The sequence below is a fragment of the Pseudomonas chlororaphis subsp. chlororaphis genome (assembly GCF_003945765.1).
Classification (GTDB): Bacteria; Pseudomonadota; Gammaproteobacteria; order Pseudomonadales; family Pseudomonadaceae; genus Aquipseudomonas; species Aquipseudomonas chlororaphis.
Genome location: NZ_CP027712.1, coordinates 183969 through 198284 on the forward strand (window position 1 = coordinate 183969; position 14316 = coordinate 198284).

General features: G+C 65.9%; 11 protein-coding genes. 7 read left to right on the forward strand and 4 right to left on the reverse strand.

Annotated elements, in window-relative coordinates:
* The first annotated feature begins 8 nt into the window (after window positions 1-8).
* Complete coding sequence (locus C4K27_RS00795) at window positions 9-2474, forward strand: TonB-dependent siderophore receptor (RefSeq protein WP_053259178.1); 2466 nt, start codon at window positions 9-11, stop codon at window positions 2472-2474.
* Window positions 2475-2480: 6 nt separating this feature from the next.
* On the opposite strand, the gene C4K27_RS00800 is transcribed toward C4K27_RS00795, so the two are convergent.
* Both C4K27_RS00800 and C4K27_RS00805 read right to left on the reverse strand, forming a co-directional pair.
* Window positions 2481-3200, reverse strand: a complete 720-nt coding sequence (locus C4K27_RS00800; RefSeq protein WP_053259179.1) for a DUF3142 domain-containing protein — start codon at window positions 3198-3200, stop codon at window positions 2481-2483.
* 2 nt (window positions 3201-3202) lie between these two features.
* A complete protein-coding gene (locus C4K27_RS00805; protein WP_053259180.1) occupies window positions 3203-5374 on the reverse strand; it encodes a PA5441 family protein in 2172 nt (723 codons plus the stop codon).
* A 241-nt stretch (window positions 5375-5615) separates the two neighbouring features.
* Here C4K27_RS00805 and C4K27_RS00810 point away from each other — a divergent pair, with 241 nt between their 5' ends.
* Genes C4K27_RS00810 through C4K27_RS00825 form a run of 4 tightly spaced genes read left to right on the forward strand, consistent with a single transcriptional unit; the run spans window position 5616 to window position 10347 of the window.
* Window positions 5616-6404: an efflux RND transporter periplasmic adaptor subunit gene (locus tag C4K27_RS00810; RefSeq protein ID WP_053259181.1), complete on the forward strand. Its 789-nt coding sequence runs from the start codon at window positions 5616-5618 to the stop codon at window positions 6402-6404.
* Window positions 6401-7720: an efflux RND transporter periplasmic adaptor subunit gene (locus C4K27_RS00815; RefSeq protein WP_007928633.1), complete on the forward strand. Its 1320-nt coding sequence runs from the start codon at window positions 6401-6403 to the stop codon at window positions 7718-7720. The genes C4K27_RS00810 and C4K27_RS00815 overlap by 4 nt, the downstream gene beginning before the upstream one ends.
* Window positions 7720-9816: an efflux RND transporter periplasmic adaptor subunit gene (locus tag C4K27_RS00820; protein WP_053259182.1), complete on the forward strand. Its 2097-nt coding sequence runs from the start codon at window positions 7720-7722 to the stop codon at window positions 9814-9816. Before C4K27_RS00815 ends, C4K27_RS00820 begins: the two co-directional genes overlap by 1 nt.
* A gap of 27 nt (window positions 9817-9843) precedes the next feature.
* Window positions 9844-10347: a GNAT family N-acetyltransferase gene (locus C4K27_RS00825; protein WP_053259183.1), complete on the forward strand. Its 504-nt coding sequence runs from the start codon at window positions 9844-9846 to the stop codon at window positions 10345-10347.
* 60 nt (window positions 10348-10407) lie between these two features.
* Here the strand turns inward: C4K27_RS00825 and C4K27_RS00830 are convergent, their stop codons facing one another.
* Together C4K27_RS00830 and C4K27_RS00835 are read right to left on the reverse strand one after the other, a co-directional pair.
* The gene (locus C4K27_RS00830) at window positions 10408-10719 is read right to left on the reverse strand and encodes a DUF6916 family protein (protein WP_007928630.1); all 312 of its coding nucleotides are present in this window, start codon (window positions 10717-10719) and stop codon (window positions 10408-10410) included.
* A 53-nt stretch (window positions 10720-10772) separates the two neighbouring features.
* The gene (locus C4K27_RS00835; protein WP_009041589.1) at window positions 10773-11360 is read right to left on the reverse strand and encodes a phage tail protein; all 588 of its coding nucleotides are present in this window, start codon (window positions 11358-11360) and stop codon (window positions 10773-10775) included.
* Between the two features lie 221 nt (window positions 11361-11581).
* On the opposite strand from C4K27_RS00835, the gene C4K27_RS00840 reads away from it, so the two are divergent.
* Together C4K27_RS00840 and C4K27_RS00845 are read left to right on the forward strand one after the other, a co-directional pair.
* On the forward strand, window positions 11582-13234 hold the full coding sequence (locus C4K27_RS00840; protein WP_053259184.1) for a glycosyltransferase family 39 protein: 1653 nt from the start codon (window positions 11582-11584) through the stop codon (window positions 13232-13234).
* Window positions 13235-13454: 220 nt separating this feature from the next.
* Entirely contained in the window at window positions 13455-14309 is an 855-nt protein-coding gene (locus C4K27_RS00845) for a sulfotransferase family protein (protein ID WP_053259185.1), read from the forward strand.
* Window positions 14310-14316 lie beyond the last annotated feature (7 nt).

Sequence of the window (14316 nt, forward strand, 5' to 3'; positions counted from 1 at the left end):
GTTCCGGAATGCCTTACCAACCGACACCAACCACTCAAACCCTGGCCAGCGCCGTGCGCCGTGGCCTGTTCGCCGGCCTGCTGGCCGTGGCACCGGTGCTGCCCGGCATGGCCCAGGCCGAAACCGCCAGCCAGAGCGAGTCGCGCCAGTACAACATCGCGGCCGGCAACCTCGACCAGGCCCTGAACCGCTTTGCCAGCGCGGCGGGCATTCTGTTGTCGGTGGATGCCCAGATGACCGCGGGCAAGCGCAGCCCTGGCTTGCAGGGACGTTATCCGGTAGCTGAAGGCTTGCAGCGCTTGCTGGCCGGCAGCGGGTTGCAGGCACAGCAGGCGGGTGGTGGCTGGCTGCTGGTGCCGGTGAGTCAGGACGGCCCGCTGCAACTGGGGGCGACCCAGGTCAGTGCCGCGCAGGTCGAGGAAAGTGCCTGGGGGCCGGTGCAGGGCATCGTCGCCAAGCGCAGCGCCACGGGGAGCAAGACTGACTCGGCGCTGGTGGAAATCCCCCAGACCATCAACGTGATCACCGCCGCGGAAGTCAGCGCTCGCGGGGCCCAGAGCGTCACCGAAGCCCTGCGCTACACGCCGGGCATGACCGGCGGCGGCTTCGCCGACCGGGTGAAGATTTTCGATGAGCCGACATCCCGTGGTTTCTCGCCCACCCCGCTGTACCTGGACGGCCTGCACCTGCCCTATGGCGGCGGCAGTACCGGCGGCGCCCTGCAGATCGAACCCTTTTCCCTGGAGCGCATCGAGGTGCTCAAGGGCCCGGCGTCGGTGTTGTACGGGCAGAATCAGCCGGGCGGCATCGTCAACATGGTCAGCAAGCGCCCGACCGAGACGCCGCTGCACAAAGTCGTCCTGCGGGCCGGCAACTACGACTACAAAAGCGCCGCCATCGACCTGGGCGGCCCGCTGGATGAGCAAGGCCAGTTTCTTTATCGCCTCACCGGGGTGGTCAACGACAGCCAGTCGGAGATCGACTATGTCGAGCAGAAGCGTCAGTTCATCGCCCCGAGCCTGACCTGGCGGCCCAGCGAAGACACCAGCCTGACGCTCTTCGCCCAATTCCAGAAAGACAACGATGTGCCCGAGGCCCAGGGCCTGCCGAGCGTGGGCACGGTGTTCGCCAACCCCAACGGCAAGATCGATCGCGACCTGTTCCTCGGCGAGCCGGGGGTCAACGCCTATGACCGTGAGCAGTTCGTGCTGGGCTATGAGTTTTCCCATCGCCTGAACGACACCTGGACCCTGAAGCAGAACACCCGCTACGCCGATGTCGACGACCGTTACCGCGCGCCGCTGCACGGCTATCGCTTCGTCACCAACCCCAAGACCGGGCTCAACGACCAGCGCTACAGCACCCGCTACGGCGTGGACTGGAAGCAGCACAACAAGGTGCTGGGCGTGGATAACATCGCCCAGGCCGAGTTCGACACCGGGGCCTTCAACCACACCCTGATCGTCGGGCTCGACTACTACCACTTCAACTCCAAGTTCGACGGCAAGTACGACTTCAACCCGCCGATCATCGACCTGTTCACCCCGACCTACGGCCAGTCGCTGAATTTCGGCAACCCTTATCGCTGGGACAACACCATCACCCAGACCGGCCTGTACCTGCAGGACCAGATCAAGCTCGATCAGTGGATCTTCGTGCTCGGCGGTCGCTACGACTGGGCCGAGGTCGACAACAAGACCCCGTTGAATGGCGGCCACACCAACAGCAAGGACCAGGCGTTCACCGGGCGCGCGGGCATCGTCTACCTGTTCGAAAACGGCCTGGCGCCTTTTGTCAGCTATTCGGAATCCTTCCTGCCGCAAAGCGGCACCAACGTCGGCGGCCAGCCCTTCGACCCTTCTACCGGCAAGCAATATGAAGTGGGGGTGAAATACCAGCCGCCGGGGCAGAGCAGTTTCGTGCAGATCTCGGCCTATGAGCTGGAGCAGGAAAACCTGCTGACGAGCGACCTGGGCAACCCGGGTTTCAGCACCCAGAGCGGCGCGCTGCGTTCCCGGGGCATCGAGCTGGAAGGCAAGGCCAGCCTCACTGAAGCGCTGGACGTGATTGCCTCGATGTCGCGCAACGACATCAAGTACACCAAGGACAACGATGGGCGCAAAGGCCGGCATCCGGCGGGCAACCCACCGCTGACCGCGGCGTTGTGGGTCAACTACAGGCTGCTGGGCGATACGCCTCTGGCCGGTCTTGGCGCGGGTGTGGGCGCGCGTTATGTGCGCGGCAGCTATGGCGACTATTACGCCGGGGCGTTCCAGATTCCTTCCTACACCGTGTACGACGCCGCTCTCACCTACGACTTGAGCATGTCGCCGCTGCAATGGAAGGGCGTGAAGCTGGCGCTCAACGTGAAGAACCTGGAGAACAAGACCTACGTCGACCGTTGCGCCGGCACATTCGACTGCTATTACGGCGAAGGCCGGACCATGGTTTCGAGCCTGAGCTACGACTGGTAAGGCGCCTCAGCGCGGATTCTGCAAAAACACCACATACCCCCTGAACCACGGGCTGTCTCGCAGATAGCCTGGTTCCTGCCATTCGCCGCCCTGGATCAACCCCACCTTGAACGGCAGGCCCATGCGGTCGAGGCGGGGCAGGTAGGCGGCGTAGTTGGGGATGCTGTGGCGGCCCTGGTAGGTCTGCACCACCACTTCGTCGATGACGCCCTTGAGCCCGGCGATGGCCTCGGGGTTGGCGTTGCTGCTCCAGTCCATCAGCCCGGTGATGCTCAGGCGGTACTGCGCAGGCAGGCGCTGGCGCAGGTCGCGCAGGAAGCTGGCGTACTCGTCGAGGTAGCGGGTGCGGGCGTCGAAATCGATCTGGATGCCGACCACCGGGTTGCCGGCCTGCTGCCAGCGCTGCACCTGGCCCAGCAGCTGGCGGTAGACCGGTTCCGGCCAGTGCAGGGTATGGGCGCGATAGACCACCCAGACCTCGCCCTGGCGCAGGCGCGGAACGGCCATGCCCTGGGCGATGAAGTGCACATTGCCGCTCGGGTCGCGACGCGAACGGCTGATCTGCCCTTGCAGGATGTACAGGGTCTTGGCCTGGTTCAGCACCGGCTGCGGAGCGACGCCGCTCCACAGCCAGAAGGCATCGTGATCGCGGGCGTCGACCGCCGCCTGGACACTGCCGGCCAGCAACAGCCAGACCGGCAGCAGGCATCGCCAGAAGCGGCTCATGCTTACCAGTAGTACTGCTGCGACTTGCCCCACTGGGTGTCGGCGAAGGTGCCTTTGAGCTGGCGGAACCAGGCCTTGCGCACCGCGGGCTCCACGTCTTTGCCGCCACAGCGGTTGTTGCCCGAGGATGCAAAGCAATTGATCGCGCGGTACAGGGCGTAGGCGCGGTCGTCGCGTGGCGCCTTGCTGTTGGCGATCACCTGTTTGTAGCCCTCGAGGCGGGAGAACGCTTCGCCCTTGAAGGCCGACGGCGTGCTGCCCAGGGACTGCTTGTCGGGCTGGCTGTCCAGCGGCATGCCGTCCAGGCCGTTGCGCAGGATGAACTCACCGAGGCAGTTCAGGCCTTGCGGGCTTTTCCCATCCTTCTCCAATGCCGCCGCGGTTTCTGCGATGCTCGGGCAGACGTAGCCGGACTCGGCCTCTTTGCCGTTCCACTGGAACAGCTTGAGCGACTGGCCGTTGCTGTAGACGTAACCCAGGCTGTAGCCAAGCTTGTCTTCAGGGGCGCTGGCGGGAAGCTGCCCAAGGTCGCTGGCAAAGGCCGCGTACTGGCCGCGCAGCAGGTCCTTGTAGAGCAGCACGAACTGCGCGGTATTACGTTCCACCGGGTCGGCGGCCTGGCTGATCTGCTGGCGCAGCAGCGTGGCATCGGCCACGTTGCGCAGCAGGGTGAAGCGCACCTGCGGGCTTTGGATCGGCGAGTCGGCGGCGAACACCTTGGCCAGTTGCTGGTTGCGCTCGTAGTTCATGGCCAGGGCCAGCTCCAGCTGTTCCCGTTGCAGCGGTTGCTTGGCCAGGGGCAGCAGTTGCAGCCACAGGGCTTGTGCGCCCGGGCCGTCGTTCTTCGCTTCCAGGGCCAGGCCGCGCAGGGTCTGCTGGCTGAAGGCGAGGTAGTCGAGGTTGGTCGCAGGCTCGGCGGGCAGAAGTTTCAGCGCGGCGTCCGGGTCGTTGTCGACGTACAGGGCGAAGGCCGCTTGCAGGTAGTCGTACAGCGCCGGTTGCCCGGCGAAGACCGCCTTCTGTTGCTGCAAGGCGGCGCGGGTCAGCCGGCCTTCGGCTTGCTCGCGCATCCACATCAGGTCGTTGACCGCCAGCAGCAGGGGCGTGCTGACCGGGTTGCGGTTGACCATCAGCAGCTTGGTGTCGACTTCTTCCACCAGATCGTCCAGCGACAGGTTGCGCTGCTCGTCCTTGGCCTGGGTCATTTGCCAGGCGTAGTCGGCGGCGAGTTTGTCGGGGTTGCCGTCCAGCCAGTGCACCCGGCGCAGCAGGCCCTTGGCCGACGCGACGTAGGCACCCTGTGGATAAGTTTGCAGGTAGGCGTCGAAGCCGGCTTCGGCCTGTTGCAGGGTGGACTTATCCACATGCTCGAGCGCCGGCATGCCGTATTCGTCGAAGGCGTTCTGCTGGGCGCCGTTGAGGAGCGTACGGGCGTTCATGTACAGCGCGGTTTCTTTCAGCCAGGTATTCGGACTGTCCTTGAGTGTGGCGAACGTCGTGCCGGCCTCGCTGAAGCGGCCGCTGTAGAAGTCGCCGGCAGCCTGTAGATAAGTGGCGAAACCCTTGCCCAGCGGTGTCTGCAGGTCGGCCGGCAACAGGCTGGCCAGTTGCGGGCTGTCCCAGTTGCAGGCGGCGAGCAGCTTGACCCGGCTCTGCGCCAGCGCCTGGCGTTCGCTGGCCGGCAGGTCGGCGGCGATCAGTTGGTCGACGAAGGCCTGGGCGCTGGCGTCCGAGTTGCTGCGGCAGCGGCTGCCTTCGCCGGACAGAAACGCATCGCCGGCCGCCTGAGGAGCTTCGCGCACCACCTGCAAGGCTTCCAGGCGGCCGTTGAGGTCAGTGTCGGCGCTGGCTGCCGGTGCATCCGCCGCTTCGGGGTCGGGCGCCGGGTTCAGGCGAGACACCGAAAACGGCACCGGCCCATACCCTTCGGCCAGGTCGTCGGCGTCCAGCGCTTTCGGCGCCAGGGGCAAGGCACCGCTGTCGGCCAGCAACAGGCGCAGGTTCACTCGGCTGTCGTTGCCCGGGTTGAGAAACGGCAGGCTGCTACAGCTTTCGAGGTTTTTTTTGACCAGGGTCCAGCGCGGGTAACAGGAATCGTCGGAGCTGGCCTGGGCCTGGTTGCAGAGGAGGGCGCCGAGCGCCAGTGTCAAAGACGACAAAAGACCGATACGCATGAATTGTCCTTAATCCGAAACGATGGGAGTCGAAGGTCCAAGTGTGGTGCAAATCATACAGAAGGCATTCGCTGGCATCTAAAATACCCACACGACCCGATACACGCCGCGCCGGACAAGGCATCTATGCTGTCAGGCGGGTGCTCGATGCCGTTGTCGGGATCGATAAAGATAGTGGCCACTTGCTTGACGCTTGCGCTTGCTGTCTTAGACTCCGCCCATCCGTCAGGGAGTTACGGTTATGCGGCGATTTCATGGATTGGGATTGGGATTCGGATTGACCTGTCTGGCGTGCCTTGCACAGGCGCAGACACCTGCGCCAGACGACCCGCTGCTCAGTGACAGCGCTGCCGGCGCCGCCGTGGCCAGCGGCAGCGAAGCGCGCGGCGTGCTGCGGGCCAAGGATCAGGCGGTACTGGCCGGCGAACTGTCCGGGCGCATCGTCGAGTTGCCCTACAGCGAAGGCGAGTCCTTCAAGAAAGGCGAGGTGCTGGCGCGCTTCGATTGCTCGGCCTACCAGGCCCAGCTCAATGCCGCCCAGGCCGCCAGCCGTGGCGCCAACGAAGAGCTGGCGCACAACCGCCAGCTGGCTTCGCTCAACTCGGTCGGCCGCTTCGAAGTGGCGCGAGCCGCAGCCAAGGTCTCCGAGACCCAGGCGCAATCCCAGGTCTACCAGGTGCAGGTCAAGCGTTGCAGCGTGATCGCGCCGTTCGACGGGCAGGTGGTGGCGCGCAAGGTACAGCGCTACGAAAGCGTGACGGCCGGCTCGCCCTTGCTGGAAATCGTCGACAACCGTTCCCTGGAAATCCACCTGCTGGTGCCGTCGAGCTGGATGGGCAAGCTCAAGGCCGGGCAGACCTTCAGCTTCGTCCCCGATGAAACCGGCAAGCCGCTGGCCGCCACGGTCAAGCGCCTCGGCGCGCGGATCGACGAAGGCAGCCAGACGCTGCTGCTGGTGGCGGCCGTACCCAACGCCGAGGGCCTGTTGGCGGGCATGAGCGGCACGGCGCGGTTCGCGGAGTTCAAATGAACGCGCCGGTAGCGGGCGCCGCCGAGCAGGTCTTCGCCCGGTTCCTCGACCTGGAGCGCCAGACCCGCGCCGCGCGCACGGTCGAGCAACTGGCCTACAGCCTGGTCAACGACAGCCAGGCACTGTTCGGCTATCGCCACGCGGCGCTGGTGATCGCCGGCAAGGTCCGCGCGGTGACTGGCGTCAGCGCGCTCGATCCGAATGCGCCCTTCGTGGCTTTCGTCGAACAGGCGGTGGCCCAACTGTTCAAGCTCGAACTCGCGCAGCAGGCGCGGGTGGTCGCGGCCGAGCAACTGAGCGCCCCGGTACGGGCCGACTGGCAGAGCCTGTCGGCGGCGCAAGTGTTCTGGTTGCCGCTGATCGATCGTCAGGGCGCGCTCTTTGGTGGCCTGTGGCTGGCCCGCGACAATCCGTGGAACCCTTCCGAACAAGTATTGCTGGCGCAACTGGGCGACACCTACAGCCACGCCTGGCTGGCGCTGCAACCGCGCAAGCCGTGGCGCCTGCGCTGGAACCGCAAACGCCGGCTGGCGCTGTTGGCGGTGGTGTTGCTGGGCTTGCTGATTCCGGTGCGGCAGTCGGTGCTGGCGCCGGCCGAAGTGGTGCCGCTGGGCGGGCGTGTGGTGGCGGCGCCGCTGGATGGGGTGATCGCCGAGTTTCTGGTCAAGCCCAACCAGACGGTGAAGACCGGCGACCTGCTGCTGCGTTTCGAAAACACCACCCTCAATGCCCAGGCCGATGTCGCCGCCCGCGCCTTGGGCGTGGCTGAGGCGGAACTGAAGGCCAATTCCCAGCGGGCCTTCGCCGATGCCGAATCCAGCTCGAAGATCGACCTGCTGGCGGCCCGGGTCGAACAGAAACGCGCCGAACGCGATTACGCCCGCGAATTGCTCAAGCGCAGCGAAGTACGGGCCGAACGCGACGGCATCGCGGTGTTCGCCGACGCCGAGCGCTGGACCGGCAAACCGGTTCAGACCGGCGAGCGCCTGATGGAAATCGCCGACCCCAACCAGGCCGAGTTGCGCATCGAACTGGCCGTGGGCGATGCCATTGCCCTGGAGCCCGGCGCGCAGGTGGCGCTGTTTCTCGACAGCGACCCGTTGCAGCGCCATCTGGCCAGCCTCGAACGGGCGGCCTACGAGGCGCAGCCGACGCCGGGCGGGCAATTGGCCTACCGCCTCGATGCGCGTTTTCGCGACGCGCCGCCGCGGATCGGCCTGCGCGGCACGGCCAAGCTCTTCGGTGAGCGCGCGCCGCTGGCGCTGTACCTGCTGCGCCGGCCGCTGGCCGGCCTGCGGCAGAGCGTGGGCCTGTAATGAACCTGCCGGGCCTGCGCGCGGACTTGCAGCTGTCGCCAGCGGCGCCGGCACTGGACGGTTCGCCGCGCTGGACCCTGGCCGACCCGGTGCGCGGCCGCTATTTCAAGCTCGGCGCGGCGGCGATGCGCTTGCTCAGGCATTGGTCCCTGGGGGATGCCGGGCAAGTGCTGCGCGCCGCCAATCGCGAGCCGGGGTTGCCCCTGGGCGGCGCGGAACTGGAAGAGCTGCTGGGTTTTTTGCGCAGCCATGACCTGATCACCGCCCTCGATCCGCAGCAGCGCGCCAGCTATGAGCTCAAGGCCGCCGCCCAGCACCAGAGCCTGTGGCAGGTGCTGCTGCACCAATACCTGTTCTTTCGTATCCCGCTGTGGCGCCCGGACTCCTTTCTCAATCGCGCCTGGCCGTGGCTGGCGCGGTTCGGCCCGGGGTTGCTGCGCTACGGCTTGCCCCTGACCCTGGGGCTGGGAGTGTTTCTGGTGTCGCGGGACTGGCAGCGCTTCCTGGCGACCTTTCCCCACCTGTTCAGCCTCGGCGGCGCCCTGGCGTTCGGCGTGGCGCTGTTCTTCGCCAAGCTGTGCCATGAGTTCGGCCACGCCTTCATGGCCAAGCGCGCCGGTTGCCGGGTGCAGAGCATGGGGGTGGCGTTCATGGTGCTGCTGCCGATGTTCTACACCGACGTCAGCGATGCCTGGCGGGTCAATGACCGCCGCGCGCGCTTGCTGATCGGCGCCGGCGGCGTGCTGGCCGAGCTGCTGCTGGCCAGCATCGCCCTGCTGGCCTGGTCGCTGCTGCCGGACGGCCCGGCGCGCACCGCGGCCTTCATGCTCGCCAGCGCCACCTGGATCACCACCCTGGTGATCAACCTGAACCCCTTCATGCGCTTCGACGGCTACTTTCTGCTGAGCGATTTCTGGGAGGTGGACAACCTGCAAGGGCGGGCCTTCGCCCTCTGTCGCTGGCGCCTGCGCGAGGCCTTGTTCGGCTACCGGGAGCCGGCGCCGGAGCCCTGGTCGCCGGCCATGCAGCGGCGTCTGCTGTGGTGGGGTTATGGCTCGTGGCTGTGGCGCGCGGTGCTGTTTTTCGGGATTGCGCTGGCGGTGTACCACCTGTTTTTCAAGCTGCTGGGCATCTTCCTGATGCTGGTGGAACTGGTCTGGTTCATCTTTTTGCCCATCGTGCGGGAATGGCGCGAATGGTGGACGCACCGCGAACAGGCCCACGCGCCACGGGTATTGCTCAGCGGCCTGGGGTTGTTGGCGGCGCTGCTGCTGGTGGCGGTGCCCTGGCGCGGCTCGGTGGAGGTGCCGGCGATGCTCGAAGCCGGGCGCGCCAGCGCCTTGCATGCGCCGGTGGCGGCGCGGGTCCGGCAGGTCAATGTCAGCGACGGCCAGGCGGTGAGCAAGGACCAGGTTTTGGTTGAGCTCGAATCCCCGGACCTGGCCTCGCGCCAGGCCATCGCCCGGCGGGAAATCGAGATCCAGCAATTGCAGATGCGCCGCCGGGCCGGGCGCAGCGAGACCGCCGCCGATGCCGGGATCGTCGAGCAGCGGCTGGCCGAGGCCGTGGCCGAATACCGCGGCCTGTCGGCGCAACGCGAGCGCCTGCTGCTGCGCGCGCCCGAGGCCGGCCAACTGCGCGACTTGCTGCCGCAACTGCAGGTGGGCCGCTGGGTTTCGCCCAAGGAGCCGCTGGCCCGGGTGGTCGAGCCGGGGGCGCGCTTGCGTGGTTTTCTCGCCGAGGCCGACCTGTGGCGGGTCGCGCCGGGCGCCACGGGCCGCTTTATCGCCGACGACCCGATGCACCCGGCGCTTGAGGTGCAATTGACCGAAGTCGATACCAACGGCGTGGCGTATATCGATCAGGAGGCGCTGACCTCCGATCACCATGGGCCGATTGCCGTGCGCCGCGATGAAAGCCGCCGCGCCGAACCGGTCCAGGCGCAGTACGGCGCGCGGCTCAAGGTGCTCGATGCCAGCGTCACGCCGAGCCAGCCGCTGCGCGGCGTGGTGGTGTTGCAGGGGCGTGGCGAGTCGCTGCTCGGTACGGCCTGGCGGCGCCTGGCGGCGCTGGGCGTGAGGGAAAGCGGGTTCTGAAACAAGGAATTTTCAGGGAGAACGCATATGTTGCATAAGGATTCGGCCATGTCCGATGGCCTGGTGGTACGTCCGTCGCGGCCCACCGACGGACCGTTCCTGCAGGGCCTTTACCGTTCGGCGCGCAGCGATCTGCAATGGATCGATGGCGAGCAGGAGCAGATCGAGCAGGTGATCGCCCAGCAATTCCAGGTCCAGGAGCAGGGGGCGGGGGAGAACTTCCCCGGCGCCATGCACTACGTGATCGAAAAGCTCGGCAGCGCCATCGGTGCCCTGACCACCGATTTCGGCGCCAATGAAATCCGTGTGCTGTACCTGGCGTTCATTCCCGCCGCCCGCGGTCGCGGTTATGGGCGCACGGTGCTGCAGGGCGTGCAGAAAGCCGCCGAGCAGGTGCGCTGCCCGGTGGCTACGGTGGTCTGGGCCAGCAACCCCCATGCGCGCCGGCATTACCTGGCGCTGGGGTTTCAGGTCGAGGAAGCCAACCCGGCGGCCGAGCGGCTGGTGTGGTACCCCGGCCCGCGCGGCTGAGCGACGCAATTCGGCGGGTTCGAGCCGGTGCCTGGGGCGCTGCCGTCAGGCACGCTCGGTTCAGTTGAAGGCGATATAGAAATAGCCCAGCGTCGGATCGCGGCCCAGGGCCGGCACCCGCGACACGAACATGCCCTGCAGGTGGCCGACGCCGGGCAGTTCCAGGTCGCACAGGCCGTCGACGAACGCTGTCGGCGCCAGGCTGTTGAGCTCGACGCAGAAGGGCATGCGCGGGCTGTTCGGCATGCGGGACTGGGGAGTGTCCTTGATGGACTCGATATGGACCGGCAACACGCTGCCGTCCGGTAGCAACAGATTGCAGGTTTGCCCCAGCAAAGGCTGGAAATGCTCACTTTGCAGCAGATGCAGCATGGCGCCACTCCTGGCCGGAAAAAGGGCCGGGGGAATGTCCCCCGGCGCGAACTTCAATTGCGCGATGGGAACAGGCCGTTCAAGGCCACGCTGAAGTTGATCACCAGGAACGGGTTCATGACTTCCAGCGGCAGGCCGTTGCCGGCGGGCGAGATGGTGCCGGAGATCGTGGTGCTGACCCCCTGGAGGGGCACCGGTGTGGCACCCAGCCCGTCGGAATAGATGGTCGCGGTGCCCGGCCCGCCGCCGGAGGTGCCGATGAACGAGTTGGTGGCCGTCGGCACGCTGACCGGGCTGCTGGCAGGGTTGGCCAATTGCAGTGTGGTGGCGGCGCTCACGCTGGCGAGGGTGTGGGTGTGGGACGGCAGGTTGTTGAGGGTCGGGGTGACGTTTTCGGTACCGGAAACCTCGCCGATCACCCGTGGCGTCAGGCCCAGCCCGTTACCCTGGCCGATGGGCAGCCGCCCTTGCAGGTTCGGCAGCTGGAAGTTGGTGGTGCCGTTGCCGCCGTAGTAGGTGCCCAGCAGCGAAAACAGCGCCTGGTATTGCGAGATTCCCAGGGTCTGGCCATAACACGAGGCCCAGCCGTTGGGAGGGAAGTTAAAGGAAAAAGCTTGAATGGTGCCCATGAACACTTCCATAGTTTTTTATCCTTCAGGTTAATCAGTGGAACTCCCTGAGCCGATCCCTGGTGTCTGGCCTGACAGCTTGACCGATACGGTCAGAACGCCAGGCGGGCTCGTTGACAGCAATGGTTAGCGTAGACGCTGTTCCGCCAGTCGCCTGGGGTGATGGGGTGCCTTATGTCTGGCCGGATAAACAGCGATGCTGTGGTGGTAAAACGTTGGTGCAGGGGACATTCATGGCGTTTCGCAGAGAGCCGCAATTGCTGGATACGGCCGGGCCGGGCATCGCCAATCGGCTGGCGAGCGACGCACAGCGCCTGGTCGCGGTGCTGCGGGCGTACTGGCTGCTGCCGATTTTGCTGCTGGCGGCGGCCAACCGTTTCTACGACCTGACCGCCGCGGCCATCTGGGGCGATGAAGGCTCCAGCCTGCTGCTCAGCCGCTACGGCCTGAGCGAACTCTGGGTGCATGCCGCCCACGATGTACATCCGCCGCTGTACTTCATGCTGCTGCGCGGCTGGATCGCGCTGTTTGGCGACGGCATCTTTGCCATTCGCAGTTTCAGCGCCTGGCCGGGGATCGTCTGTGTCGGCCTGGGGGTGTGGCTGGTGGCGCAGATCGCGAGCCGCCGCGCGGCGATCCTCGCCGGGTTCCTGCTGGCCCTGCTGCCCACCGCCGTGCGCTACAGCCAGGAAGTGCGCATGTATGCCTTGTTGGGGGTGTGGCTGCTCGGCGCCACCCTGGCCCTGGTGTACTGGCTCAGGCAGCCCGCACGCCAGCGCTATCTGGTGTATTACACGCTGCTGATGAGCGCGGCGTTCTACACCCACTATTTCACCGCGCTCTGTGTGCTTGCCCACTGGGCGTACCTGTTGCTGCTGCGCCTGCAAACGCCTGCGAGCCGGGCGATCAACCAGCCGGGCTGGTGGCTGGCCAATCTCGCCATCGTCATGCTGTTCGCCCCCTGGCTGCCGGGGCTGGTGGACCTGCTGCAGCATATCGACCAGCTGAAAGCCAGCGGCGACGTGGGCTGGGAGCCGTCGGTGGAGTTTCTTTCATTGCCCTCGATGGTCTGGCAATTGCTGACCCAGGACGATGGCGAAAGCCGTTCCCCGCTGCTGTTCGCGGGCCTGCCGCTGCTGGTGCTGAGCGTTGTCGCAATGCTCGCCTGGCGCGACCGCACGCCTTGGCGCTGGAGCTGGCTGCTGGCGATCTACAGCGTGCTGCCGCTGTTGCTGGTGTTTGCGGTGTCATTCGTTTCGCCGGTGTTCATCGAGCGCTACTTGACGGCCTATGCCCTGGGCCTGCCGCTGCTTTTCGCGATGGCGATCGACCGGCTGCTGGAGAATGCCCAGGTGCATGCTCGCGCGCTGGCGCTGGCGGTCCTGCTGTTGTTCGCCGGGGCCGAGGGGGTCGGCCTGAACAACAACGCCACGGTGGATAGCAACGATCAGATCAGCGTGCTGGTGGACTACGTGAACCAGCGCTACGTGGCCGGCGACCGGATCGTCACCAGCGACCTGCTGTGGTACCTGAGTTACGTCTACTACAACCGTACCGACACCCAGCCGCTGCTCTACACCCCGCCCACGCCCGCCGGCGTCTCCACTCGGCCCAACGCCTATGGTTTCGGCACCCTGGTCGAGCAGCAGGCTGACAGGCTTTACCTCGACCGGCTGTCGGCGTTGCCGGTGGGCAGTGGTCGCGTCTGGCTGATCGGCACGGCCGACCAACCCGACGAATTCGCCCCGCTGCCGGCGCAATGGCGAAAAGCCGGCGAATTCACCGCCGGCGGGGTCACGGCGCGGTTGCTGGTTATATGCGGCGTGGCGCAGGGCCAGGCGTCGGTGCAAGCACTGTGCGACCAGGCTGGGAAACCTGCTGGATAGCGGCCTTGGGCGGTTTTGCGCAAAAGATTGGCCTGTGAACCGGCCGATGGACGAAAGGCAGAGTTCAGGGCCAGCAGTGGCTTAATCGGTTCACGTTCGGTTCCAGAGCGGCGGGTGTTTTTAAAACACACGTTTTTATGGTTTTTGCTTCGAATTGATATCAAAGCACCACTAGTTGGTTTTCTGACCTTGCACTACGCTTTTTCCTACAAATGGACTTATGGCTAGGGTGAAGGGATTGCCGCAGTTCCACTTTATCTCCGGTTTACCGCGCTCAGGGTCGACCCTGCTGTCGGCCATCCTGCTGCAGAACCCGCGCTTTCACGCCGGCATGACCAGCCCGGTGGGGGCGCTGTTCAGCGGCATCCTCGAACAATGCAGCGCCGGCAGCGAATTCGGCGCGGTCATCGACATCGACATGCGCCGCCGCCTGCTGCGCGGGCTGTTCGACTCCTACTACGCCGACAAGGCCGATAAACCTGTTGTCTTCGACACCAATCGCCAATGGTGCGCGCGCCTGCCGGCCTTGAAGGACCTGTTTCCCAAGGCCAAGACCATCGCCTGTGTGCGCAATGTCGCCTGGGTCATGGACAGCCTGGAACGGCTGTACCGGGCCAACCCCTTCGAAAACACCAAGCTGTTCGGCGATGCGGTCGAGCGCAACTCGGTCTACAGCCGCTGCGAAACCCTGGCCCAGCACAACCGGCTGGTGGGGTATGCCTGGACCGCCTTGAAAGAGGCCTATTACGGCGAAAACGCCGATTCGTTGCTGATCGTCGACTACGACCTGCTGAGCCAGGCCCCGGAGCGGGTGATGCGGCTGATCTACGACTTTATCGACGAACCCTGGTTCGAACACGATTTCGACAGCCTGGCCTACGACGCGCCCGAGTTCGACCAGGCGCTGGGGGTCGCGGGCCTGCACAAGGTCAAGGCGCGGGTGGCGCTGCAGTCGCGGCGCACCATCCTGCCGCCGGACCTGTTCGAGAAGTATGCGGAGCTGTCCTTCTGGAAAGACGGGGCATCCAGCGCCGCCAATGTCATTCGCATGAAATCCGACGCCGCGGTCCGTTGACCGCGGT